This is a genomic window from Marinobacter sp. MDS2 (genome assembly GCF_030718085.1).
In the GTDB taxonomy this organism is placed as follows: domain Bacteria; phylum Pseudomonadota; class Gammaproteobacteria; order Pseudomonadales; family Oleiphilaceae; genus Marinobacter.
The window spans coordinates 266609-289457 of record NZ_JAVAJF010000001.1 but is presented as its reverse complement, the minus strand read 5'-3'; the positions used below and the strand labels follow the sequence as shown (position 1 = coordinate 289457).

The window sequence follows — 22849 nt, the reverse complement described above, 5'->3', positions numbered from 1 at the left end:
AAATGTGTGGTTTTGCCGGGTTTGTAAGCCCTCAGGGCTCTGGGCTAACAGGGAATACGTTGCGCAGGATGGGGCGGGCGATAGCCCATCGTGGGCCAGATGCTGACGGCGTGTGGGTGGGCGGAGGGCTGGGTGTGGGTTTAGTTCACCGGCGCTTGGCTATTCAGGATCGGTCTCCCGCAGGGGCACAGCCTATGGCATCGGCCTCTGGCCGTTACGTTATCGCGTTTAACGGGGAGATTTATAACTTCCGGCAGATTCGAAAGGATTTAGAGAAGGGTGGCTGCGTTTTCAGAGGCCATTCAGATACTGAAGTCATGCTTGCTTCCATTGAAGCGTGGGGGTTGGAAGCAAGTCTTGAGCGTTTTTCCGGGATGTTTGCCTTTGCCTTGGTAGATACCCATAAACGAAGGCTCGTCCTAGCGCGGGACCGTATGGGGGAGAAGCCTCTGTACTACGGTTGGCAGGGGAAAACGCTACTGTTCGGGTCCGAGTTAAAGGCGCTGCGAGTACATCCGGACTGGGAAGGGGGCATCGAGCCAAAAGCCTTGTCGCTGTTGCTGCGACACAACGTTATTCCAGCTCCATGGAGTATTCACCCCGGGATTTTTAAGTTACCACCGGCTTCGCTGATTTCTTTTGATTTAACGAGTCTCGCTTCTGGTCAGGTTCCAGCACCGAAACGTTACTGGCAACTCGAAACGTGCTTTGGCAAGCGGGCTGAGGGCACGTTTGAAGAATGCAGTCAGCAACTCGAAAGTCTGTTGGGTGATGTGATCGAAGACCAGATGGTGTCTGATGTGCCTTTAGGCGCATTCCTTTCTGGTGGAATTGATTCTTCAACTGTCGTCGCGTTGATGCAATCTCGGGCCTCCACCCCAGTCCGGACCTTCAGTATTGGGTTTGATGAACCCGGTTTTAACGAGGCGATTCATGCGGCCGAAGTGGCGCGGCATCTCGGCACCCAACATACCGAGCTTTACGTAAAACCAGCGGATGCTCTGCACTTGGTTCCTCAATTGCCCGAGCTTTACGACGAACCCTTTGCAGACTCCTCTCAGTTGCCAACGTTCTTGGTCAGTCAAATGACCCGTAAGCACGTCACGGTTGCGCTTTCCGGAGACGGTGGCGACGAGCTGTTTTGCGGTTATACCCGCTATCAATCCGTATTTAATCGTTGGCAGAATCGGTTCGGTGCGAAGTCTCTAGGGCGCAAAGCTGCATCCTTCCTACCCGAGGCTTTTGCAAGCAGGGCCATACGCGCAGCTGTACCCTCGCAGAGAGGGCGTTCACATTTGGCGGTTGCCCATCGCTTGCAAGCTGAACGAGCCATGGCAAAAGCCGGTAATATCTCAGAGTTTTATCGCCAGTCGGTCTCATTTTGGAATGGGCCAGAATGTATCACACAGCGATTTCTCGAGGGCGTCTACGGATTAAACAGTACGCTGCCACAAGACGTGCCGGATAACAGCATGAAGACTCTGATGTGGCGAGATCTGAACTGGTACTTACCCGATGATATTCTGGTGAAAGTAGACCGATCTGCCATGGCTTGCAGTTTGGAAACACGCATCCCCATGCTAGACCCTAAGGTTGTTGCTTTCGCGCTATCACTACCCTTGAGCTATAACGTTAAAGGTGGTGTTGGAAAGCAGGTGTTGCGCAGTGTTCTTTTCCGACATGTACCACAAGCTCTGGTTGACCGCCCCAAACAAGGTTTTGCGGTGCCAATTGGCCAGTGGTTACGAGGGCCTCTGCGCGACTGGGCAGAGTCTTTACTCGCGCCTTCCGTATTCCGCAAGCAAGACTTCTTGGATGAAGAAGTTGTTTTAGCTTTTTGGCACGAGCACTTGCGCGGGCGGGAGGACTACTCCTCCGAACTGTGGGGAATCCTGATGTTTCTTGCTTGGCTGGAGCGGTCTTTTGGCTAAAGTTGTTCTTTATAATGACCAATTACATCGCGATCAAGTGCTGGCACTGTTTTCAGATGTGCCTTTCAAAAAAGCTATGTGGGAATATCAGTTCCTATTGAATCCCGGTGCGGTTAAACGCGGTTTCCAGCCTGTTGTTGCGGTAGAAAGTGATCGTGTAGCAGGTTTTAATGGCGTGGTTCCTGTGGCTATTTTATGGCACGGTAAGCATCGCGAAGGTCTGTGGAGTTGCGACTTTAAAGTTTCTAGTGAACTTCGGGGTAAGGGAGTAGGGCGATTAATCAAAGAAGAACTTGCTCAACAATCTCCGATACTTATTTCTTTTGGTATTAGCCCAGTTGCCGCCATTGTTTTGAAACGCATGGGTTGGCAACCCAACAATGATGTTCACTTCCTCAAAAAGATCCGATGCCCATCCTCCATGCGTGACCACGCACTTTCGGTTTTCCAGCGTATGACGTCGGTTGTTAACTGGACCTTTGGTGGCGATGAGCACTCCGTTTCAGTGCGTGAGACACTTCCGGAACAGCCTGCCGTTGACGCCCTGTGGGACGATGTGAAAACCGGTTATAACAAAGTGGTTGTCCGAAACTGGTCCTACCTGCACTGGCGTTATGAGACGCACCCTTTGGCTACGTACAGTTTCCTAGAGCTAAGGGACAGCGCTAACAAATTAAAAGCAATTGGTATCGTTCGGGCGTCCGGGGGGCAAGTGCGCCTTGTTGATTACATGGGGCCCGCCCGAGATTTCGGCGTTAAACGAGCGTTGATCAAAGGGGTGCTAGATACTTGGCCCGATGCGAAAGCCGTCTCGGCGATGACTTCGGACTCGCAGTTCAAAAAGATTATGAAGTCCCTGGGTTTTTACCAGGGGCGTGAGCAGCCACGCTTTTATATATGGACATCGCCAAGGGACTTTAGCCCCGCAGAGTGCGAACGTAACACGGAAGGCTGGTTCATTATGGGTGGGGATTCCGACGGTGAATTGTTACAAGCCGCAAGAGAATCTTGGAATGAGAATATCAACCACAGGGAAAACGTGTAATGTCGCTTCATCGGCCCTTAGTGAGCATCATCACGCCAACGTACAACCGAGCGGATTTTATAGGCGAGGCCGTCGAAAGTGTATTGGTTCAGAGCTACCCTGATTTCGAGTTATTGATCGTTGACGATGGCTCTGAAGACAATACATCGGAAGTGCTCGGACCCTACTTGAACGATAGCCGGATCAAGCTGTTTCGGCAGGAGAATCAGGGGCAAAGTGTAGCGCGAAACCTGGCCTTGGCTGAGGCGAAAGGGGAGTTTATTTGCTTCCTGGACTCCGATAATTACTGGCCAAAGCAGAAGCTTGAACAGCAAGTTCGGTTGTTTGAAGCACATCCCGAAACAGACGTGTTGTATGGCGATAATGTCATTATCGATGAAAACGGGCGTGAGATCAGCCGTAAAAATATATCGCGTTATTCTGGCCGCATTGCTCATCAGATGATTAAGGATAATTGCGTGGCGATGAACACAACCATGGCCCGCCGGAAGTGTTTTGATGAAATGGGAGGAATGAGCGGTAAGCGTCGGGTTGCTGATGATTATGATTTATGGCTTCGCTTGTCCGCCAAGTATATTTTTAGATATGAGCCCGAATATTGGGCTTGGTATCGGGTTATGGAGGATCAGATTTCTTCCGATAAAACTCGTCGCTTTAGAGTTAACGAAGAGATTATTCGCGATTTTAGACGGGACTACCCGGACGCTTTATCCATTAAAGAATTCGACCGCGGCTTTGCACATTTTCATCTTCGCAAGGGGCGCTACCTAGGAAGCGCAGGAAGAAAGGCTGAGGGAATAAAGGAAATAGGAAAGGCGATTCGGTACGCGCCTTTGGAGTATACGGTATGGCGGTCTTTTTTCGCCGTATTGCTTAAGTGAAAGCAGGGTAAGCACGACAGGGAAGCGTAGCAGTTATGGCAAACAAGCCTCGGGTATCAGTGATCACGCCAACGTTTAATCGAGCAGACTATCTGCCTGTAGCGATTGAGAGCGCGCTCGCACAGACATTTGGTGATTTTGAGCTAATCGTCATTGACGATGGTTCAACGGACCATACGCCAGAATTGATGCAGCGGTATTTAGATGACCCTCGGGTCCGCTATTTTCAGCAACCGAATAGGGGGCAGAGTGTTGCTCGGAACCGAGGCGTTGCCGAGTCAGTCGGTGACTTCATTTGTTTTCTGGATTCGGATAATGCCTGGGTTGAAACAAAGCTGGCTACTTCTCTGCAGGCGTTTGATGAGCGCCCTCAAGCAGATGTTGTATACGGCGATTATGTTGTCATCGATGCTGAGGGCCGTGAGTTAGGCGTAAATCGTATGACACGCTATTCTGGCCGGATAACCCCAATGTTGATTTGCGACAACTTTGTCAGTATGAACACGACCATGACCCGTAGGCGCTGTTTTGACGAAATGGGCGCCTTTGATAGCAATGATCGGCTAGCCGAGGATTATGGCTTGTGGCTGCGTTTTTCGACTCGCTATCAGTTTTTGTATTTGCCAGAAGTTCTGGGTTACTACCGGGTTATGGAAGATCAAATCTCCAGTGATAAAGATAGTCGTTTTAACGCTAATGAAGAGCTAATACTGGAATTTTTAAAGGCTTATCCTGATGCACTCGATTCACTCGAGATACGGCAGGGATTGAGCCGTTTTTACCATAGGAAAGGGCGGTACGAACTCTCCGTAGGCCGGTCAAGGAGTGCGGCGCGTGATCTGGGCCGTTCGTTGGTTCAATATCCGGCTTGGTCGGGCCCATGGCGACTGGCTGCGAAGTTGGCGATTAACGTGCTTCGCGGTGGAGTGAGATAATGTTAACCGTTCGGGCCCTCAGTGAACCCCAGTTTTTCGGTTTCGAAAAGAACTGGGCGGAACTGCTCTCTCGGTCTGATGCGGACCCTCTGTTCATGAGCTGGCCTTGGCAGGTCTCCTGGTGGGAGATTTGGGGTAATAAGCTAAAACTTCAATTGTTGCTGCTGGCAGTTTACGATCGAGATGATCGACTTGTCGCTTTGGCGCCTTTGTATACTAGTCGGTACAGAACGCCTATCGGATGGCATTTGAGACGTCTTCATGTGATTGGCAATGCATGGAAACTTGGCCCGACCGTTCGTACAGAATACGTTAGTTGCATCTGCGACAGGCAATACAAAGAGCAGGCACTTGAGGCGTTGTCTGTTTATTTAAAAGGTGAGGCCTGGGATGAGCTTATCCTTGCGGACGCGAGGGAGAGCGAAGTCGCAGGCTGGGGGCAAGCGCTTGAACATCACATGAGCGTTTCCTGCCATGTTCGTAGTGAGGCTGAGGGAATCGCGATTGACACCGCGGGCTCGCATGACGAGTGGCTTGCAAGTCTTGGTAAAAATACTCGCTTGAAAGTCTATAACCGTCGTTCATTGTTCGAAGGTGCGTTAGGAGGTCATCGTCTGGCCTGGAGCGACCACGAGAATTTTTTGGAAATCTTGAATGATTTTCATGTGACACGATGGGGGAAACCCTGCTTTGACGGAGCTGCGGTGCGATTTCATCAGTTGCTATTAAGTCGGTTACGTGCCCCCCAAAAAGCACAGTTGTCGGTATTGAAGGCCGGCGAGAAAGTCGTATCGGTGCTCTATGACATCCGTGCCAGAAATCGCATCTACAATCTACAGGCAGGGTTTCGCGAACAATTCCATCCCAAGATTTCGTTGGGTACTTTACATCTGGGGTATTCTATCGAAGACGCCTTCAGAAACGTTGAAATCGATAGTTATGATTTGTTGGCGGGCTCCGGGAAAAATACGTTTTATAAGAGTCGTTTTAAAGGCCAAACCGTTCGGTTCCCTACCGTCGAATATGTGCGTTCGCCCGTATTGAAGGCGGCATATGGTGCAAGGGGATATTTGCCGCAGGGTTTGGTGTCATCTGTTAACCGCTTTTTCAGGCTGTGAATAGGGTATTTATGATCAGGGAATGGATTCCAGGGCGAGGTGTCGCCGCGCAGTTTTTGCCTTATCTACTAGTGTTGTGCGGGCTTGGATTATTAGCATGGCCTACTATTGAGGGCGTGGTTTCGCGTTGGTTTAAGCTGGACGAGTCCTATTCTCATGGGTTTCTTTTATTGGCGGTTTCCGTATTTCTGATTGCGCAGTCTGTTAAACGGCACCCTGTTGCTTCTGGTTTTTATCCGTTTTGGCTTGTGCCTTTGTGTTTGAGTTTGTTGGGCTATTGGCTTGGTGGGCTCATTCGTTTACAGGCATTGCAACAGCTCACTTTAGTGCCAATGCTACTCAGTGCCCTGGCGGTGTTGATGGGGTGGCGGCAAGTGCGATGGCTGATTATCCCGGTAGGACTGCTTTTTCTTACGGTACCTGTGTGGGATTTCTTATCGTGGAATCTGCAATTGATTACCGTGGCAGTAAACAGGTTCTTGCTGGGGTTGCTGGATATTGATTTTGAGGTCGAAGGTGTATTTGTTTACTTGATTGGTGTTGGGACCTTTGAGGTTGCTCACGGCTGTTCAGGGTTGCGGTACTTATTGGTTGGGCAGGCGTTGGTTTTGATATACGGAGAGATGTATCTCTCACGGTTGCGTTCTCGAGTTTTGCTCTTCTGTTGCGGGGTTGCGTTTGCTCTGGTTGCAAATTGGATTCGGGTGTTTGTCATTATCTATATGGGTTACGAAACCAACATGCAGTCCAGCTTAATAGAAGATCATGATAATTTTGGCTGGTGGGTATTTGCAGCCACTTTAGTGCCTCTCTATTTCATTGCTCGGCGGCTTGAGGTGAAAGACGGCGAGTGTTCGAGCAATGCGAGCGCCGAAACCGGTTCCGTCTCCTCGAGAAAGGCGGTTGGCATCTCGCTTGGAGCAATCTTAGTTTGTGTCGTCGTCACCTATTCCGCCTTACCAGAAAAGCGATCGCCTGTATCGGACCATCCAGAAAACTACAGTATTGATATTCAACAGCGTTATGCTCCGGTGTTTGGCGCCCAACTTGCGGGCTGGCGCCCCCAAATTCAGAATTCGGACCGGACTTACACGCAAACCTTATTCGATCGGCAGAGGATTTCGTCCGACGGTAGTATCGATGAACAGTTCTACTTGGGTATTTTTACCTATGAGTTTCAACGCCATCGTGCTGAATTGATCCAGTATAGCAATAAGCTATATGACAGTTCAGTGTGGGCGCCGCAGCAGTTCTACAGGGTTGAAACAGATCTGAGTATACCGATCCAAGGCATCACCCTCGAAAATCGGTTAACCGGTGAAAATATCCATGTTGCCTATAGCTATCTCGTGGAAGGACGCTGGGAGACAGATCAGTGGCGCGCGAAACTGGCGCAGGTACTTGGCTTCTTCAGTGACCGAAGCGATGCCAGTCTCCTAATAGCGGCTGTTCGTTGTGGTGAGTGTGCCCCTCGGGAGAGTTTGGTGAACTTTGTGGAGACAACGTTCCCGCAATCTGTCTCTACAATTAACCAGGAGGTTGCCGGGTTATCTGATTGAGATAGGTCTGCAATCGCTGAATAAACTCAGTATGGTTTAGGCGATACCAAGCGATCGACGCTGTGGACAGCTCTTTTAGCGTGTGCTCGTTTGTATCCAAGACGTCTGTCATGGTCTTCTCAATGCCTGACTGAGAAACGAAAAAACGAGTGCCAAGCCGGAATGGTTCATTCTTTACGGGTGCAATCAAGAAACCGCGATTTCGGTTGATAACCTCGTTCATTGGCGGGGCATCGGTCGTAATGGTGACGCAACCGTGGGCCATGGCTTCCGCTAGAACCTGCCCGTAACCCTCTACTTCTGACGGTATAACGGCAACTCCCGCCTTTTCCCACAACGCCGATAGCTCTTCCTCAGAAAGCGACTTATGGTGTTTTATATTTTTGCTATGAGGTGGGCTGCTGTTTAGGTGTTGTGATACCACTTCCAGCCTCGGCCATTCAGGGTGTTCTTTCCAACAATTAACCAGAGATTTCGTGCCTTTAAATTGGCTATTGCCGGCAACATGCAAAGCGAGCCCATAGTCTTTATCGAGAGTCTCTGGATTAATTGGGCAAATGGAACCGGTGAACCCAAGGTATCGAATGTTCGAGTGTTTGCGGGAAAAAATCTCAACGGCCTGGTGGGTTTTACAAAGAATCTGATCAACAAACCGTAGATAAGGCAATCGGGATTCGATAAACCATTCCTGATTCGGAATGAGCCAGTGCGCTGCATTAACGTGTAGCTCTGATGGCCGTACGTTCTCAAGATGTATTACGAGGTTAATGTCTGGCGCAGATTTGCTTAAGCACATCTTTAGCCATCTATTGAATGCGTAATAACGAGCACTGAAAGCTTTAGGGAAATACTTTTCAATAGCGAGGTTTCTCAACCGGGAAAGATTGTTGCGCCATGGCGGGGTAGGTGGTACGCAACGAAGTTCGCACCTATGCCCAAGCTTTGTAAATGATTCCAACAGTATTTCGGCATCTTTCTGTAGACCGCGACCACTGCCTGCGTATACCACTCGTATGAACATGTTCCGCAACCAAAATGAAAAAGGCCCTGTACTTGCAGGGCCTTTAACATAGCACAATGCCATCTATGTTAGGCTTTTTTCCGGCCTCTCATGCGCACAGCAATACCGGCTAAGCCAAGACCGAGGAGGGCAAGAGTACCTGGCTCAGGTACCTTGGAGGCTTTCACGTGAATAACCATATCGTCGTGGTTGTCATCACCTTGGTATCCATCGTCAAAACTGATCAGGAACTCGTCTTCGGCGATGTAGAACAAGTTGAAGTTCACGCTTGTGGGATCGACCTGGCTTCCATTAAGAGCATCATTATTAACGATGGTGCCTCCCCCATTTTCAAACTTGAATCCCAAAAACTGATTCATGCCACCAGTGAATACAGCACTGTACTGGTCATCGGGTGTACTATTTGTGTCAAAAGCTAGCGTGTTCCCCCAATAAAATTTGTTGTTATCGCTAGCTTCTTTACCCAAATAGGTAAACGTCAACTTGAATGGATCGGCAGTGGTAGATTTCAGGTTGTGCCCAAAAAGAACACTGTCGCCAACGCTGTAGAGCGGTGCATCAGCAGTCCAAATGCCTTTTGCTCTGGTCGCGTAGTCATTATCACCAGGCACAGTCTGCTCTGCGGGGGCCCCTGGTGCGTTTCCGTTCGCAAATGCGCCAATATAAGCAGCCTGGGCAAAACCTGTAACGCCCATCGCCGCCGCCAGTGCTAAACCTTGAGTAAGCTTTTTCATGTTGTCCACTCCTCCAGTGAGCGATCTTATAAATACTTCAATAACTCATTAAGCATGCACTGTGCCAACATGTAACTTGTTGAAATTTGGTCGTTAAATTCGGACTACTTGAGTGCAATGTAAAGTATCTCGACGACCTGTATTCTTACTTAACAGAATATTGAACGGGTTCAGAGGGCTCGCTACTCAGCCCGTTATTGTCAATCACCTGGATCGTGAAGAACCAAACCCCGGCGGTTAGGCCAGTAATCTGGGTTGTTGTCGTCCCTGCTGCTACCTCCAGCGTTTGGTTTAATGTTTCTACGTTCTGGCCGTATGAGATCTTGTAGTTTTTGATCTCGCTGAGGGAAATGCTGCTACCGTCTACGCGTGTGCCCGGCGGTGTCCATGAGAGTGTTACGCTGCCGAGCGTTGGATCGCTTGGAGCCGGTGCTGTGGTATTGGGTGCATCGGGTGCCGATACTGTTTCAAGAGTGTAGGGGTGTAGGCCGGATTGGTATGCATCCAGAACAGTGACACCGCTGTTATTAAAGACCTTCGTGGCGACTGGCTGCAGTACAGGTAAGCCGTAGCGCAGCTTGTAAAGGTCATCGACACCATCTTCCAGACTGCTTCCGGCAATCTCGCTGTTCAAGGCCAGTTGTTGAATAACATTTTGCGAAGAGAGCACTTTGCCGGTATCGGTTTCTGTGATGGTCAGTTTTGCTGTGGCACCCCAGCCAGATTCAAAATACTCCATATTGATTGCGATGGGGCTGCCTGCGCCCAGGCTGGATGTGGCGGTGTATTCGGTGGCGGACTGGTTTTTCCATTGGTCGATGACCAGTGAGCCGTCAACATATAATCTGACGCCATCGTCGGTGGTCGTGCTGAAGGTATACTCTTTTGTGCCTGAGCTATGGGGCGGGGTAAACCACGCTTGCCAACGTACGCTGAACTTATCCTTTGGCATGTCTGCAGAAGGCCCACCTCTTCCCCAGTCAAAATTAATCTCGGCGTCTTTTTGGCTGTAAACAAACCGGTCGAAGTTGGTCCCTGTAAAGTACTGACCAACAAAGCCTGGCTCGTACACCGGTTCGGCAAGCGGTGCATCGGTTGCATCGTCGGGATTTGTATTGGCCAGGTACTCATCGAGAGCGCTATAGCCGTCTCCATCAATGTCAAAATTGGCGTCAGCGGGGTTGCTAGGGTCCATTCCGTAGGCGTATTCATAACCATCGGGGATGCCATCGCCATCGGTATCTTCTGCGTTAGGGTCTGTCCCAGCCCAGTATTCATCCAGCGCGGTCATCAGGTCGTTGTCAGAATCTGAGTTCGCATCGTTCGGGTTGCCGGGGTCTAGCCCGTGCAATGTTTCCCAATTGTCGTATAGGTTGTCACCATCTTCGTCGAGTGGCGGGTAAGTATCATTGAAGCTCAAACCTTGTTCGGCATCGAAGTAACCGATTTTATATCCGAGCTTGTAGGCTTCGTCCCCCCCCAAATCTGGCTTCGCATCCGGTGCGGTTTTAGCCCAACTGTATAGATGCTCGCCACGAATCACTTGTTGCGAGATGCCGGGGCCAGACCAGGCTACGGTAAAGTGGTCGTCCCAGCCGCCTTCTTTGTGGCGCAGCTGGAAATAGTATTTCTTGCCAGCCTCAAGATAATGCACGCCAGAGGTTTGCGAGCTGTATCTTGAAAAATTGTCGAGGGGCGTTGCCATTGTCATAGCGATTTGGACGGCGGCCTCAGGACTCTCCGTTTCTGAGAGCCATAATTGGGTTTCGTCGTCACCACTTATATAGAAGGTATATTCACCGGTAGTCGGCGGAGCGAGAAATCCTTGAATGAGTGTGCCGTAGTTGTTTCCCCGGCTGGCCGGTTGGCGCAGTTCGGTAAAGGCCGATACCTCATCTGGAGCGTCAGGATACTTGTTTGAATCTAAAAGGTTCTGAACGTTATTTCCAGAAATTGAATCGTAGTACCAAACGTCCACCTGACCCTTGGTGCTCACTTCAGGGACTGAAGCTGTAGGAGGGAGCTTTTCAATGTCCCTGAATTGCCAGCTCTGACATCCGCTGACGACGACCACCATGGTGCCTATCCCCAATGCTTTTATAGTAGCCATACCTCACCCTTATTATGTTCTGAAACATTAAGTAAAGTATTGTTGCGAAAGAAGGGGGCCGCCACCGGCGCATAGGAACGTTTGGTTATGACGCCGGTGGGGTTATACGACTTATCCTTTGCTGGTCTCTTCAAATTTGACCATGATTTCTTTGGCTCGGTCGGTTTTGCCGACAGAGCGATACGCTTCCACCAGATGCATTGCGATTTCCTGCGATTCTGGTTCCAGCGCATGAGCTTTTTCGAGAACAGACACGCTTTCGGTTTGCTTTCCTGTCTCGAACAATATCCACCCGTAAGTGTCTGCAATAGCGGCGTTATTCGGTGCAAGCTCGAATGCCTTTCTTGCAAGCTTTGCCGCTTTCTCATCGCCCTTTTCATAATATAGCCACGCTAAATTATTCAGGACCAAGGGGTTATCAGGGTTGATGTCCATCAGCGCCTGGTAGCGCGCAATCGCTTCATCAGGCTGATTCAATTGCTGATGAGTCATCGCCAAACTTAACAGGATCGGCTGATTATTAGGGAATTGCTCAGCTGCGGCTTCCAGTCCGTCCAGCGCCTTTTGGCTTTGTCCCGAGCGGGCGAGGGCGCGCGCGTGGGCTACCTCTAATTCCGGGGTGCGGCGTTTCTCAATTGCCAATTCGTAGAGTTCAGCGGCTTGCTGGTGCTCACCGGCGTTCTCGTAGAAATTAGCTTCAACCTGATAGGGGGCGGGAGAGTCTGGATGGTGTTGTTTTACATCTTGCAAAACATCTCGCGCTTCAGAAGTGTTCCCCTGTTGGAACTCAATGGTAGCCAGTTTCAGAGATATGCTTTCAGATTCCGGGAACAGAATTCGGCCTCTGTTTAGTATGCTCAGCGCCCGTTCAAAATTTCCCCGCTGAGCCATTTGGGTGGCTATGCCCTCGTAGACGGTCGCAACCATCGGCTCATGGGGGCCGGGCAGGTCTTCCTGATCGCGCTCCATGAGTTGGGCAGTAAGCTCATCGACTTGTGACGCTTCGTTATTAATTAACGCAGATTCAAGCATTACTAAACGAGGGCCAGCGGCTTGCGGATTTTGGTCGTTAATCTTCTGCATGAACGCTGTTAGCTTGTCCCGGCCCATAGTAACTGCAGCCCCCTGAATGGCTCCGGCGTGGTTGGGGTCAAGTTCGATTGCTTGTTTATAGTACTTTATTGCCTCTTCGGTGTTGTCTGATTTACGGGCAAGATTACCCATGGCTACCAACGGGGCGGGGTTGTCAGGGGCTTTGGCCTGCGCGGTCTTGTAGTATTTTTCAGCCTCTGCGGGTTGGTCCAGGCTATTCGCGAGGTGGCCTCTGGCCAGAAGCACCCGGATGCTGTCCGGATTATCGGAAAGCCAGTTGTCCAGTGTTTTCTGAGCGCTATCAGCGTCGCCGGATAGTGTCTGAATGCGGGCGGTAAGAAGCTGAGCCTGTAAGGCTTCGTCAGCAGCTTTCGGCACTTTGCGGATTTGTTCGAGCGCCGGTTGATACTCGTTTATTTGGGTCAGGTAGGCGGCGTAGCGAATCCTGAGGTTGTGGTTGTCTGGGTCCAGCTCAAGAGACTTTTCGAGCAGAGGGCGGCCCGTTTGCTCATCGCCCGATGCAAGCGCCGCTATACCGACCAAGGCAAGCGTCTGGGGGTCGGATTCTTTGTTATCGATGTTGTCGAGGATCGATTGCGCGCCCTGCGGGTCACGCATTGAAATTCGAGTAGCGGCCAATAGTTTGCGGACGCCATCGGCATCCTCCATATCCGCCAGCGGCTCGAGTAACTTTTCCGCTTCTTCCGCGCGGCCCTGCCGGAACCGCACAACGCCCAGCATAAGAGTGCTTTGCTGATGCCCCGGCGCTTGATTCAGCACTTCTTGCAAGTATCTGCCGGCGGTGTCTAGGTCCCCGCTCGTATAGGCGGCGGTCGCGGCTTCCAGGTTGCTTTTGATCGTGCCCGGTGCCGATTTGGCCAGAATTTCTTCGTAGACGAAGGCTTCCGCGGATTTACCCTGTTGACGCAATACAGTAACCAGAGCCGAAATAGTCTGGTACTTTTGGAAGGTCATTACGTCGTATTGACCAATTGTTTCGAGGGCTCGAATGTACGCTTGTTCTGCCTCGGCCCAGTTACCCTGCATATGATGCAGCTGCGCTTTCCAGAGCCAAAGTTCCTCATGTTCAGCGTCTATGCCTTCAGCGTGGCCCAGATGCGTTTTCGCGGCTTTAAAGTCGTCGCGGGCAGCGTCTACCCGGGATAACCCGATGTGACCCAGAGCATTGTTGGTGTGGTTGCTGATGGCTTGTTGGTATGCTTGCTCGGCTTTATCCAGGTCGCCGCTTATTAGCCAAGCCTTGCCTCTCAGATTGTCGGCTTGCCGCGACTGATCCGGGGAAGGAGATTCAAGTTTTTTAAGGGATTCGAGAGCACCTTCGGTTTTACCACTGAGCGCCCGTGCTTCGGCGCGAATCAGTATCGCTTTGTTTTTGTCGGCCTGAGTTAACTGATTTGCTCCGATTTCAGCCACCAGCTTATCGACTTGGCGTTCGGCGTTTGCCGCATCGCCGGCCGTTAACAAATTGTCGATAATAACGAAGTAGGGGGCAGGTCGTTCAGGCTGGAGTTGTATGGCGCTCCGAGCCTCTATGGTGCTTGCTTTTAGCTCGCCCTGCCTTTGGAAGAAGCGCGCTTGGTCAATATGGCTGATGTACTGAATGTCGTCCTGTGACATGTCAGGTTCGTTACTGCAACCCGCGATGCCCATCGAGGCGATGGCAACTGAGAGTAACGATGCACGCACAATGTTGTTCATTTTCATGCCCTGTTCCTTTTTTCTGTCGGGTCTTTCTTATTCCGTTCGAAGATCTCAGGTACCGTTGGTCGCGGTTGACGTTTCTATCCGGTACTTATCCGTTAAGTTATAAAGAGTCGGCCGTGTGATACCGAGCAGGCGTGAGGCTTGAGCCATGTTGTGGCCGCAGCGTGTGAGTGCTTGCAGAATGGCTTTTCGTTCTGCGTGCTCGCGGACCTGCCTCAGATTCAACTGGTAATCCGAATCGCAGGCCTGCTCGAAGGGCAGCAACAGATCTTCAGCCGTTATGCGCTTGTCGTCCGCCATGATGATGGCCCGCTTGACCTTATTGATCATTTCGCGAACGTTGCCTGGCCAAGAGTAGGCGCTGATCGCTTGGGCGGCATCCTCGGAGAAGGAGAGGTTGGGGCGATCCATTTGTTTGCCCAGGCTCATCAACAGCGATTGTGCGATAACGATTGCATCGCCTTCCCGGTTGCGCAGGGCCGGGACATCCAGTGTGATTTCGCTGATACGATAATAAAGGTCTTCCCGGAATGTGCCCTCGGCGATCAAATCCTGCACATTCCGATGAGTTGCGCACACCACTCGAACATCCACAGGGATCGGTTTCACGGACCCCACCCGGTCCACGACTCGTTCTTGCAGGAAACGCAGTAGTTTCGCCTGCAAGGGCATGGGCATATCGCCGATTTCGTCGAGGAACAGGGTTCCGCCGTTGGCGCTTTCGATCTTGCCTTTTTTGCTTTGCGTGGCACCGGTGAAGGAGCCTTTTTCAAAGCCGAAGAGTTCGCTTTCCAGCAGGTTTTCGGGAATGGCGGCGCAGTTTATGGCCGCGAAGGGCTTCTCTGCGCGTTGACTGTGATCGTGCAGCGCTTGTGCAAGAAGCTCCTTGCCGGTACCGGTTTCGCCGGTAATCAGGGTGGTTACATCGGTTGGAGCAACCTTTTCGACGTTTCGGCAAATCGCAAGCATTTCCGGGCTTGAGGCAACGATGCCTTTGATATGGGTGCCGTTGTTTTGGCTGGCTAATTCTCGGTTTTCCAGTTCAAGCTCGGCCAAGCGAAACGCGCGGTTGACCACAAAGGTAAGGATGTCGGCATCCAGAGGTTTTTGGTAGAAGTCACAGGCGCCCATGCCTACAGCTTTGACTGCGTTTTCTTTATCTTCCCGACCAGTAACCACAACGATTTTGGTTTGCGGGGCCAGTCGCAGAATGTCTTCGAGCAGTGCGAAGCCTTCCGCAGCACCACCGGGATCAGGCGGCAGGCCCAAATCCAAAGTAACCACCTGGGGTTCCAGGCGACGCAATGCTGCCAGTGCGGACTCTCTGTCAGACGCCACCGACACTTCAACGTCTTCGTTAAAACACCAACGCATCTGGCTTTGAAGACCTGGGTCATCTTCTACAATCAATAGTTGCTTCACAACAGCCATCATTCCTTTGTTTTGTGTTCCGTTCGGGTGCCGCGACTTGGCTCCGCCGACTCCATATATAGGAGTCTTAACTCAAGATTGACACTTTGCAATGTCGGAATGGCAAAAATCGAACGGGCGCCGATTAATTGACACTTTTGTGCGGTGCCCAGGTCTCGAGTTTTGGCAACGCATCTGGATTAACGGGCTTTTCGATAACCGCACGGGTCATCGGAATGCGCACTGAGAAACACGAACCAACGCCCGGTTCGCTGGTAACATCGATATTGCCGCCGAGTTCGAGAACGTACTCTCTAGCCTGGTAAGCACCAATGCCCATGCCTGTTAAGCCTTTGGTGCTTTCGAACGGTTTGAACAGTTGGCTGCGAATAAATTCACTGGTCATGCCCGTTCCGGTATCTTGTATGAACAACACCACGCTGCCCTTGGCTGTTTTCAGATTCAGGGTAATCTCGCCGTCAGGTGGCGTGGCATCTTGAGCATTTCTGATCAAGTGTCCGAGCACGCTTTTGAGTTGTTCGGGTTCCGCGCATATGTAAATAGCTGGCGGGTCGCCTATCAATTGGGGGGCGGGCAGGCGCTGACTGTTGTCTTCAGCAAGGGTTCGAACCAGCTCGGTGAGATTAATCTTGCTACGAGCAGCGTTGTTGGGCATAGCTGGCTTTCTGACGTGATCGACCAGGTTCGACATCTTCCGAACAGCGTGGTCGGTTGTTGAGATCATGTCGTCAATAAAAGCCGGATTGGCGCGATGCTTAGGGGCGTTTTTAACCAGCAAAGAAAGCTGGGCGATGAGGGTCTTAAGATCGTGCACCATAAACGCGGAGGCTTTGCTGACCGCTTCAAACTGCATGGCCCGGGACAATCGATTCTGGGCATCGGCTTGTGCCAGCAGGTTACAGGTTTGGCGCGCCACGACTTTGATGAGATCGAAATTCTCCCAGTTTAAAACGACTTTTGCATAGGGCCTGCCAATCATTGCGATGCCATACAGTTCATTGCCGAGATACAAAGGCACAATCAGCCATGCATCGGGTACCTTGGTGATGGGCTCCGGTAGCTCTATCAAGTCATACGCCAGCGGATCGGCGCGATACTCGGCGAGATCGATTATCCATTCTTTGGTTTTGAAAAGATTGACGAGGTCAGAATCGCCATCGATCGTTGTGTGTTTGGGGGTAGCGACGTTTACGCTGCTTTTGAGCTCATAGTTGTTTTGATCCGATTTGAGCCAGATAACCCCTGCGTTACTTTCAACGAGATCCGCGAGGATTCGTATCGCGCGTTCCGGAAGAGGGGGCTCGTCGCTCAGGTTGGCGAGCTCTTTGGTCATCCTCAACCACTCTTCCCGATAGTCGTATTTGTAATCGAAAAAGTTCTGGCTGATGAACACCATAATTCGAGCGCGAATTCGTCGGGACATCACGAGCGTAACGAGGAAAGCGAGGGCAATCGTAATAAACAATACTTGGAGCGCATCGCCCCATTCACCGCCGAGACTGCGAACGTAATAACCGCCAATGGCGAGCAGTAACAGATAGCCGCCGCCCATAATCAGGGCGCCGGCATGAAACACCGCTGCGCGCGAAAGCTGGAAGTCCACCGGTTGCTTGCGGGAATTGATGATGTTGACTGCAAACAGAGGAACCAACGCGGCATTGATAAAGCCGCGGGCATCCCAAAACGACTCGGCGACCTGCCCGAAAAGTAAAGCATCTGCGTACATGATGAAGTCGTACGCGAAAATAGTGGCTGTACCGATACAGAGATACTTTACGCTGGATCTGCCTAAGGTGGGGCTGTTGCGCCAGATTTGTTCGATCAGTGATAAGCCAAGCAAAGACAGGGCAAGCTGCCCGATCAGCTTGGTTTTTCCGCTCACCAGATCGGCATCAAACGCGAACTCCAGCGTACCGAGTGAGAGTAAGGTGACGATTAATACGGTGGTGGCAATCCCCAGTGTTTTACGAAGTTGGCCGGTGAATTTGGCTTGGCGAAAGGAGTCGCGAAGTAGCGCGAAAAGCAGCAGCAGCCAGGCGGTGTCCCGCAGTAATTCGAGAAGGTATCGGATGAAGAATCCGGGTTCTCCCCAAAGGCTTTGAGACACCAAAGCCGAGGCCCAAAGGGTGGTAACGAAGGCCGAAAGAAACAGCGCGCGATCAAGCTCTCGCCGGAGGTAGCGCGTTGCCACCAGAGTCGACAACACGGCAAACACAATGGCCGATGCACCGTAGCTGATTACGCTGAGGTCGCTGAACATTCGGTCTTTCCTTAAACCGCTGATCTGTCACTAACCTCTACAGAATAGCTGCGAACCTCCGTTTACGCCCCTTTTAATTGCCAATTTAGCTGCACGGATCACACTGTTACTTGTGATCCCTATAATAATGGAATATTTCCGTCAACGAGCGTTTCGGGGTGAAGTTGAATTCCTTGGCGAACGTTCTGCCGTCAATGACGACAGGGTATTTAAAGAACGCCAGAAGGTAGTGCGGAAAGCTGCGAAGCTTCAGAACCCGGGCAATGGTTTTTGGTAACACCGGCGGCACTGAGACAATGGGAATGCGGGTGCAGCCACATAGTTTCAGGGCCTGTTGGTAGGCAACCCAGTCATGGGGCGCTACGTTGAACACGCCTTTGGTGGTTTTCTTCCAGGTCAATGTGATGGCGTCGGCCATATCGTCAATATGAATGAACTGCATCATCGGTGAAAAACCGGCCAGAACGGGCGCTGCTTTGCTGCTGAGAAGGCGGCTCATGGTGTTGCGCACGCCGGGCCCGACGATGTTGCAGGCTCGCAAAATGGTGACATTCAGATCCGGGTAGCGCCACAAATACAGGTTGGCCAGATTCTCCAGTTCAACCGAATCCACCAGATCGGCACTCAGGCCGGCACTCTTGAGAGGCGCGCATTCATCAATCAGTGCGGGGTTGTAGGCAACCGCGCCGTAGACGTGATACGTAGACAGAACAATAACCCGCTTAACGCCGTATTTATGGGACAGATCCAACAGTTTCTGGGTGCCCAGCACGTTGGCATTGTAGCGGCGCATTCGGGTGAGTTCGCTCGATTGCACTCGGCCCAAATGAATAACGCCGTCAAACTGGTATTTGCGGAACAAATCTTCGAAAACGCGCTTGTTGAAGTCGATGCAGTAACTGGGGATTGAGTCATCCAGATCGACTTTTTCGCGGAAATCCACTGCGACCAGGTCGCAGGTGGTGCTCAATCGTTTGATGACTTGCTGAGCCAGTGCGCCAGCTGCGCCTGTAACAAGAATTTGTGGTCTGTTTTTTTTTGACATCAGAACAGCCTTTTTCTCTCGGTCAGACCTTTATTGATGAGTCGGTTAATCTCGGATTTAACCGCTTCGACGCGCTCGGTGACTTGTTCTTCCGGAATTTCGTTGCTGTCGAAATACATGGGCTTTCCGAAATTAAGATGCACTTTGGCGGGGAAAATGAAGGGCAGGGCTACCGGCGCGTAAGGGACGCCCAGTGCGTTCGCTAGCGGTTTGATGTTGGCAATGGCAGGGATTGTCTCTTCGCAACCAACCACGCCGACCGGCACGATGGGCGCGTTGTACTTCATCGCCAGATGCATGAAACCGTTGCCGAAACGCTGAAGTTGGTAGCGATCCTTGTAGAGTTTCCCGGACCCGCGAACGCCTTCCGGGAACACGATAATCGCTTCATCGTTTTCAAGCATCTTGGCGCAATTGATTGGGTCGCCGAGAACGGCTCCTACTTCATTCAACATGTTGCCAAGCCATGGTACGGTCGGGAAGAACCGCTCAATCATCGCTCGTGGCAAGCGCGGATTCACCTCACGATTTGCCAGAGCATGGCCAACGAGAATGCCATCAAGGGGCAGCTGGCCTGAGTGGTTACCTATTATCAGAACCGGGCCTTCGGCCGGTATATTTTCGATGCCGCTGGTTTCAACACGAAAATACTTTTCATAAAGATGACGGGTAAGATTCATCCCGAATTTGACGGCATCGTTGTTATAGCCCCATGGGTCATACCCCAAGGTTCCAATCGGCTTTTTTATGCGGTCAATTTGGCGGCTTACTTCATTAGAACTCAATTTCGATTTGATAAAAGACGCCAGGCCCATACCTGCTCCCTGTGTTGAATCCCGGTGCATGCTGGCGGGTTAAAGGTTATGAATTATCCCCGCTCAATCAATACGCCCAGTGTGTGGCTCTGGCCGGTATTTAATACTCGGTAGTCGCCTGCCGCATTGGCCGTTTCGACACACAGCATGTTTCGCCAGCCAGTGTCAGGAAAGTCCGAAAGCCGTTGGGATTTTTCAGGGCCCGGATTCCAGACAACAGTCGAGTCGGTTCCGAAGCCAATCAGCTTGGTTCTACGCTCAGGTGTGGTTGCAACCAGCACGTCGCCGGATTCATAGATGCGGTCGGTTTCTCCCTCGAAATACACGGGACCGTCCTGAGCGGCGTAGTTCCAGTCGTCTAACGTGTCGATGTACTGGCTCTGGCCTAGGCCCAGAAGCCGTGTGTTGGTAATGTCCGAGGTGGGCAAATAGGTATGCAGGGCCTGGCTTAACGCCATTGGGGTTGGGGCAAGATTGGTTGTCGTGAGCGCGATTTGGCACCCGCGAAGCGAAAAGTTGAAAGTAATCAGCGCCAGAGCGTGTCCTTCCCATATGCCGGAGAATTCGTCGCCAGCGTTTAAAGAGAGGCTGATTTCTACGTCGTGAGCGCTCTCACTGACATCTTCCAGTTGCCACAGCGCTGTACGTGCAAAGCCGTGAGCAGCCGGCGATTTGATGTTGGCTCGAATCGCCGGTGGGTTTCGGGCCGGGTCGCCAAACCAGGGCCAGCATATGGGAATGCCACCTCTAATGGCGTGCCCCGGCTGGAAGCGGGCTAGCTCGCTTAACCATAGCCAGTTTGTTTCGTTGGTGTGTGAGAAGTGCACCAGGTGCGCGCCCTGGAGCGTGATCGCCGCTTCAAACAAAGGATGCTGAACTTCCAGAGCTTCCAGTTGGCCGATGGTTTTCCAGCGAGTGAAGGACCATTGGCCGGGAGCCAAGGTGGTAGAAGGTTTGTCACTGCGTTCTGACATGTATGGCGCCGCTTCTTTAAGTGCATTTGCGTACTATCAGGTTAAAATAAAAGCGCCAATTCGGCGACTTTAGTCATACAATATCCCAAATTACTGGAGCGCTGTTAATGGATTCAGAAGTGACAAAGGGGGTCGTGGTGCCGCTGCTTGAACCTCGCCTTGAACGGGGTGGTGAGGTGATGGATCGCTTGGCCGGAGATGAGCCAAAATGCGTTGGAGACGCTTCGTCCGCGCATAATCTGGTGGAGGATGCCTGGCTCGACGAGTTAGCCGATGGTCTGGCAGGTGCAGGGTGGCTTGAGTGCGACCTGACTCCTCGGTTGCCTGCAGGTTTGCTGCGGGATTTAAAACGCGAGGTTGAGATACTCGATAAAACGGAAGCCATGACCCGCGCCGGTATAGGCCGTGGCGCTGATTTACTGAAAGATCGTAGTGTGCGGCGCGATAAAATTGTCTGGATGGATGGTGCCAGTGCGCCACAGGCGGCGCTGTTTCGCTTTTTCGATCAAGTGCGTGAAGGATTGAATTGCCGTTTGTTTTTAGGTTTGAAACGGTATGAGGCGCATTACTCCACCTATCAGGCCGGCGATTTCTACAAGCGTCACGTAGACAGCTTTCTGGGCAGGGCCTCGCGGATGATCAGCCTGGTGCTTTATCTGAATGATGACTGGGGAATTGAAGACGGCGGGGAGTTGCGTGTATTCGATGCGGTTGATCAGGAAAAGGCGATAGGCTTGTTAAGGCCTGAAACCGGGCGCGGAGCGTTCTTCCTGAGTGAAACTGTGCCCCACGAAGTATTACCGACAAGGCGCACTCGTTACAGCATTGCTTGCTGGTTTCGACAAGACGAAGTGCCTTTGCCGCTTTAGGGCGTTGTAGTCCCTGTAACTCTCTGATACTATTCGCGCCGCTTTCAGGGAAATATTCTGAAACGCCGTTATGGTGGCCCCATTGGTGCCTCCGCAACATGAAACCGTGAACCCGGTCAGGCCCGGAAGGGAGCAGCCGAAGCGGTGGAATTGTGTGCCGGAGAATTGCTGGTGGGGTCACCCCCAACTTCCTTCCTGTTGTTCCTGCTGTCATCAAGCTTTTGGCCTCTTAAGACCTCCTTGCCTGTTCGTTGTTGTGACGATGTTCGCTAATTGAAGCGCGTTTGTACGTTATGTTGGCGTTGCTCGATATGTTGCATTCTGAACTAAAACAATAAAACAGGTGATGAAATGAAACGTTCAAATCGAAAGCTGGCCGTTCTGGCCGGTGCCCTCGCTATTGGTTTGTCTTCTCAATCTGCTTCTGCAGGATGGTTTGATTGGTTGTTCGGCAAAAGTGCTGATACCTACACCCAAACAGAGCATCCGATCGTCTTGGTACACGGGTTGTCTGGCTTCAATAAGTTGCTTGGTTTTGTTGAATACTTTAACGGTATTCCAGAAGCGCTGACGGAAAGTGGCGCTGAAGTCTTTGTGCCTCAGGTGTCTGCCGCGAATTCGTCGGAAGTGCGCGGCGAGCAGTTGCTGGCGCAGATTGAAGAGTATATGGCGGTGACGGGGGCAGAGAAGGTGCATCTGATTGGCCACAGTCACGGTGGTCCGACAATCCGCTACGTTGCCGGTGTTCGGCCAGACCTTGTCGCCTCTGTGTCCAGTGTTGGCGGTGTTAATTGGGGCACACCGGTGGCAGATTTGGCCAATAATGGCGCGCTGGACGGCCTCGGAAACTTTTTCTTCGGGTTGATCGATACCTTCTCAGGTGGTGGTGGGCTGCCGCAGGATACCGGGGCGGCGATTGCATCCCTCAGTACCGATGGCTCGCTCGCTTTTAACGCCCAATTCCCGGCCGGCCTGCCGTCAACCTACTGCGGTAACGACGGTGCAGAAGTTGTTGATGGGGTGCGCTACTACTCTTGGGGTGGCAACAAAGTCTGGACCAACGTTTTGGATGCCAGCGACGCACTGCTTTTGACGCTGAAGCCGGCGTTTGACGAGCCAACCGATGGCCTGGTGCCTGCCTGCAGCATGAAAGTGGGCAGGGTGCTCGGGGTTGATTACGCCCATAACCATCTTGATCAAGTGAACCAGTTGTTCGGGTTGGTTGGGCGCAATGCCGCAGATCCGGTGCAGTTGTATCGACAGCAGGCCAATCGCCTCAAGAATTTGGGGCTCTGATTGGGGGT

At 51.7% G+C, this 22849-nt stretch carries 17 protein-coding genes and 1 other RNA gene; 9 read left to right on the top strand and 9 right to left on the bottom strand.

Annotation, left to right across the window (positions count from 1 at the left end; translation table 11 throughout):
• The first annotated feature begins 2 nt into the window (after positions 1–2).
• The 6 genes from asnB to Q9245_RS01300 are packed head-to-tail and all read left to right on the top strand — an operon-like array spanning position 3 to position 7469.
• A complete protein-coding gene (gene asnB / locus Q9245_RS01325) occupies positions 3–1931 on the top strand; it encodes an asparagine synthase (glutamine-hydrolyzing) (RefSeq protein ID WP_305895474.1) in 1929 nt (642 codons plus the stop codon).
• Complete coding sequence (locus Q9245_RS01320; RefSeq protein ID WP_305895473.1) at positions 1924–2976, top strand: hypothetical protein; 1053 nt, start codon at positions 1924–1926, stop codon at positions 2974–2976. The genes asnB and Q9245_RS01320 overlap by 8 nt, the downstream gene beginning before the upstream one ends.
• Complete coding sequence (locus Q9245_RS01315; RefSeq protein WP_305895472.1) at positions 2976–3857, top strand: glycosyltransferase; 882 nt, start codon at positions 2976–2978, stop codon at positions 3855–3857. The genes Q9245_RS01320 and Q9245_RS01315 overlap by 1 nt, the downstream gene beginning before the upstream one ends.
• A gap of 35 nt (positions 3858–3892) precedes the next feature.
• Positions 3893–4792 (top strand): glycosyltransferase, encoded by a 900-nt coding sequence (locus Q9245_RS01310; protein ID WP_305895471.1) that lies wholly within the window; start codon positions 3893–3895, stop codon positions 4790–4792.
• Entirely contained in the window at positions 4792–5910 is a 1119-nt protein-coding gene (locus Q9245_RS01305; RefSeq protein ID WP_305895470.1) for a GNAT family N-acetyltransferase, read from the top strand. Before Q9245_RS01310 ends, Q9245_RS01305 begins: the two co-directional genes overlap by 1 nt.
• A gap of 11 nt (positions 5911–5921) precedes the next feature.
• Entirely contained in the window at positions 5922–7469 is a 1548-nt protein-coding gene (locus Q9245_RS01300; RefSeq protein ID WP_305895469.1) for an exosortase/archaeosortase family protein, read from the top strand.
• Here the strand turns inward: Q9245_RS01300 and Q9245_RS01295 are convergent.
• The 9 genes from Q9245_RS01295 to Q9245_RS01255 all read right to left on the bottom strand — a co-directional run bounded on the left by Q9245_RS01295 (position 7438) and on the right by Q9245_RS01255 (position 20676).
• Entirely contained in the window at positions 7438–8490 is a 1053-nt protein-coding gene (locus Q9245_RS01295; protein ID WP_305895468.1) for a glycosyltransferase, read from the bottom strand. The genes Q9245_RS01300 and Q9245_RS01295 overlap by 32 nt on opposite strands.
• Before the next feature lie 68 nt (positions 8491–8558).
• Positions 8559–9224 carry a PEP-CTERM sorting domain-containing protein gene (locus Q9245_RS01290; RefSeq protein ID WP_305895467.1) on the bottom strand — a complete coding sequence of 222 codons (666 nt, stop codon included), beginning with the start codon at positions 9222–9224 and terminating at the stop codon, positions 8559–8561.
• Between the two features lie 145 nt (positions 9225–9369).
• Positions 9370–11334, bottom strand: a complete 1965-nt coding sequence (locus Q9245_RS01285; RefSeq protein ID WP_305895466.1) for a PA14 domain-containing protein — start codon at positions 11332–11334, stop codon at positions 9370–9372.
• Between the two features lie 111 nt (positions 11335–11445).
• A complete protein-coding gene (locus Q9245_RS01280) occupies positions 11446–14151 on the bottom strand; it encodes a tetratricopeptide repeat protein (RefSeq protein ID WP_305895465.1) in 2706 nt (901 codons plus the stop codon).
• Between the two features lie 48 nt (positions 14152–14199).
• Positions 14200–15582, bottom strand: a complete 1383-nt coding sequence (gene prsR, locus Q9245_RS01275; protein ID WP_305895464.1) for a PEP-CTERM-box response regulator transcription factor — start codon at positions 15580–15582, stop codon at positions 14200–14202.
• Positions 15583–15706: 124 nt separating this feature from the next.
• Entirely contained in the window at positions 15707–17842 is a 2136-nt protein-coding gene (prsK, locus tag Q9245_RS01270; protein ID WP_305895463.1) for an XrtA/PEP-CTERM system histidine kinase PrsK, read from the bottom strand.
• Between the two features lie 106 nt (positions 17843–17948).
• Entirely contained in the window at positions 17949–18887 is a 939-nt protein-coding gene (locus Q9245_RS01265) for an SDR family oxidoreductase (RefSeq protein ID WP_305895462.1), read from the bottom strand.
• Complete coding sequence (locus tag Q9245_RS01260; RefSeq protein WP_305895461.1) at positions 18887–19702, bottom strand: lysophospholipid acyltransferase family protein; 816 nt, start codon at positions 19700–19702, stop codon at positions 18887–18889. Before Q9245_RS01260 ends, Q9245_RS01265 begins: the two co-directional genes overlap by 1 nt.
• A 53-nt stretch (positions 19703–19755) precedes the next feature.
• Positions 19756–20676 carry a D-hexose-6-phosphate mutarotase gene (locus Q9245_RS01255; protein WP_305895460.1) on the bottom strand — a complete coding sequence of 307 codons (921 nt, stop codon included), beginning with the start codon at positions 20674–20676 and terminating at the stop codon, positions 19756–19758.
• 107 nt (positions 20677–20783) lie between these two features.
• Between Q9245_RS01255 and Q9245_RS01250 the strand changes: the two genes are divergently transcribed.
• The 3 genes from Q9245_RS01250 (at position 20784) to Q9245_RS01240 (ending at position 22841) form a co-directional block, all read left to right on the top strand.
• Positions 20784–21545, top strand: a complete 762-nt coding sequence (locus Q9245_RS01250; RefSeq protein WP_305895459.1) for a 2OG-Fe(II) oxygenase — start codon at positions 20784–20786, stop codon at positions 21543–21545.
• 80 nt (positions 21546–21625) lie between these two features.
• Positions 21626–21722, top strand: an RNA gene (gene ffs / locus Q9245_RS01245) — signal recognition particle sRNA small type.
• Between the two features lie 174 nt (positions 21723–21896).
• On the top strand, positions 21897–22841 hold the full coding sequence (locus Q9245_RS01240) for a triacylglycerol lipase (protein WP_305895458.1): 945 nt from the start codon (positions 21897–21899) through the stop codon (positions 22839–22841).
• The last annotated feature ends 8 nt before the right edge of the window (positions 22842–22849 follow it).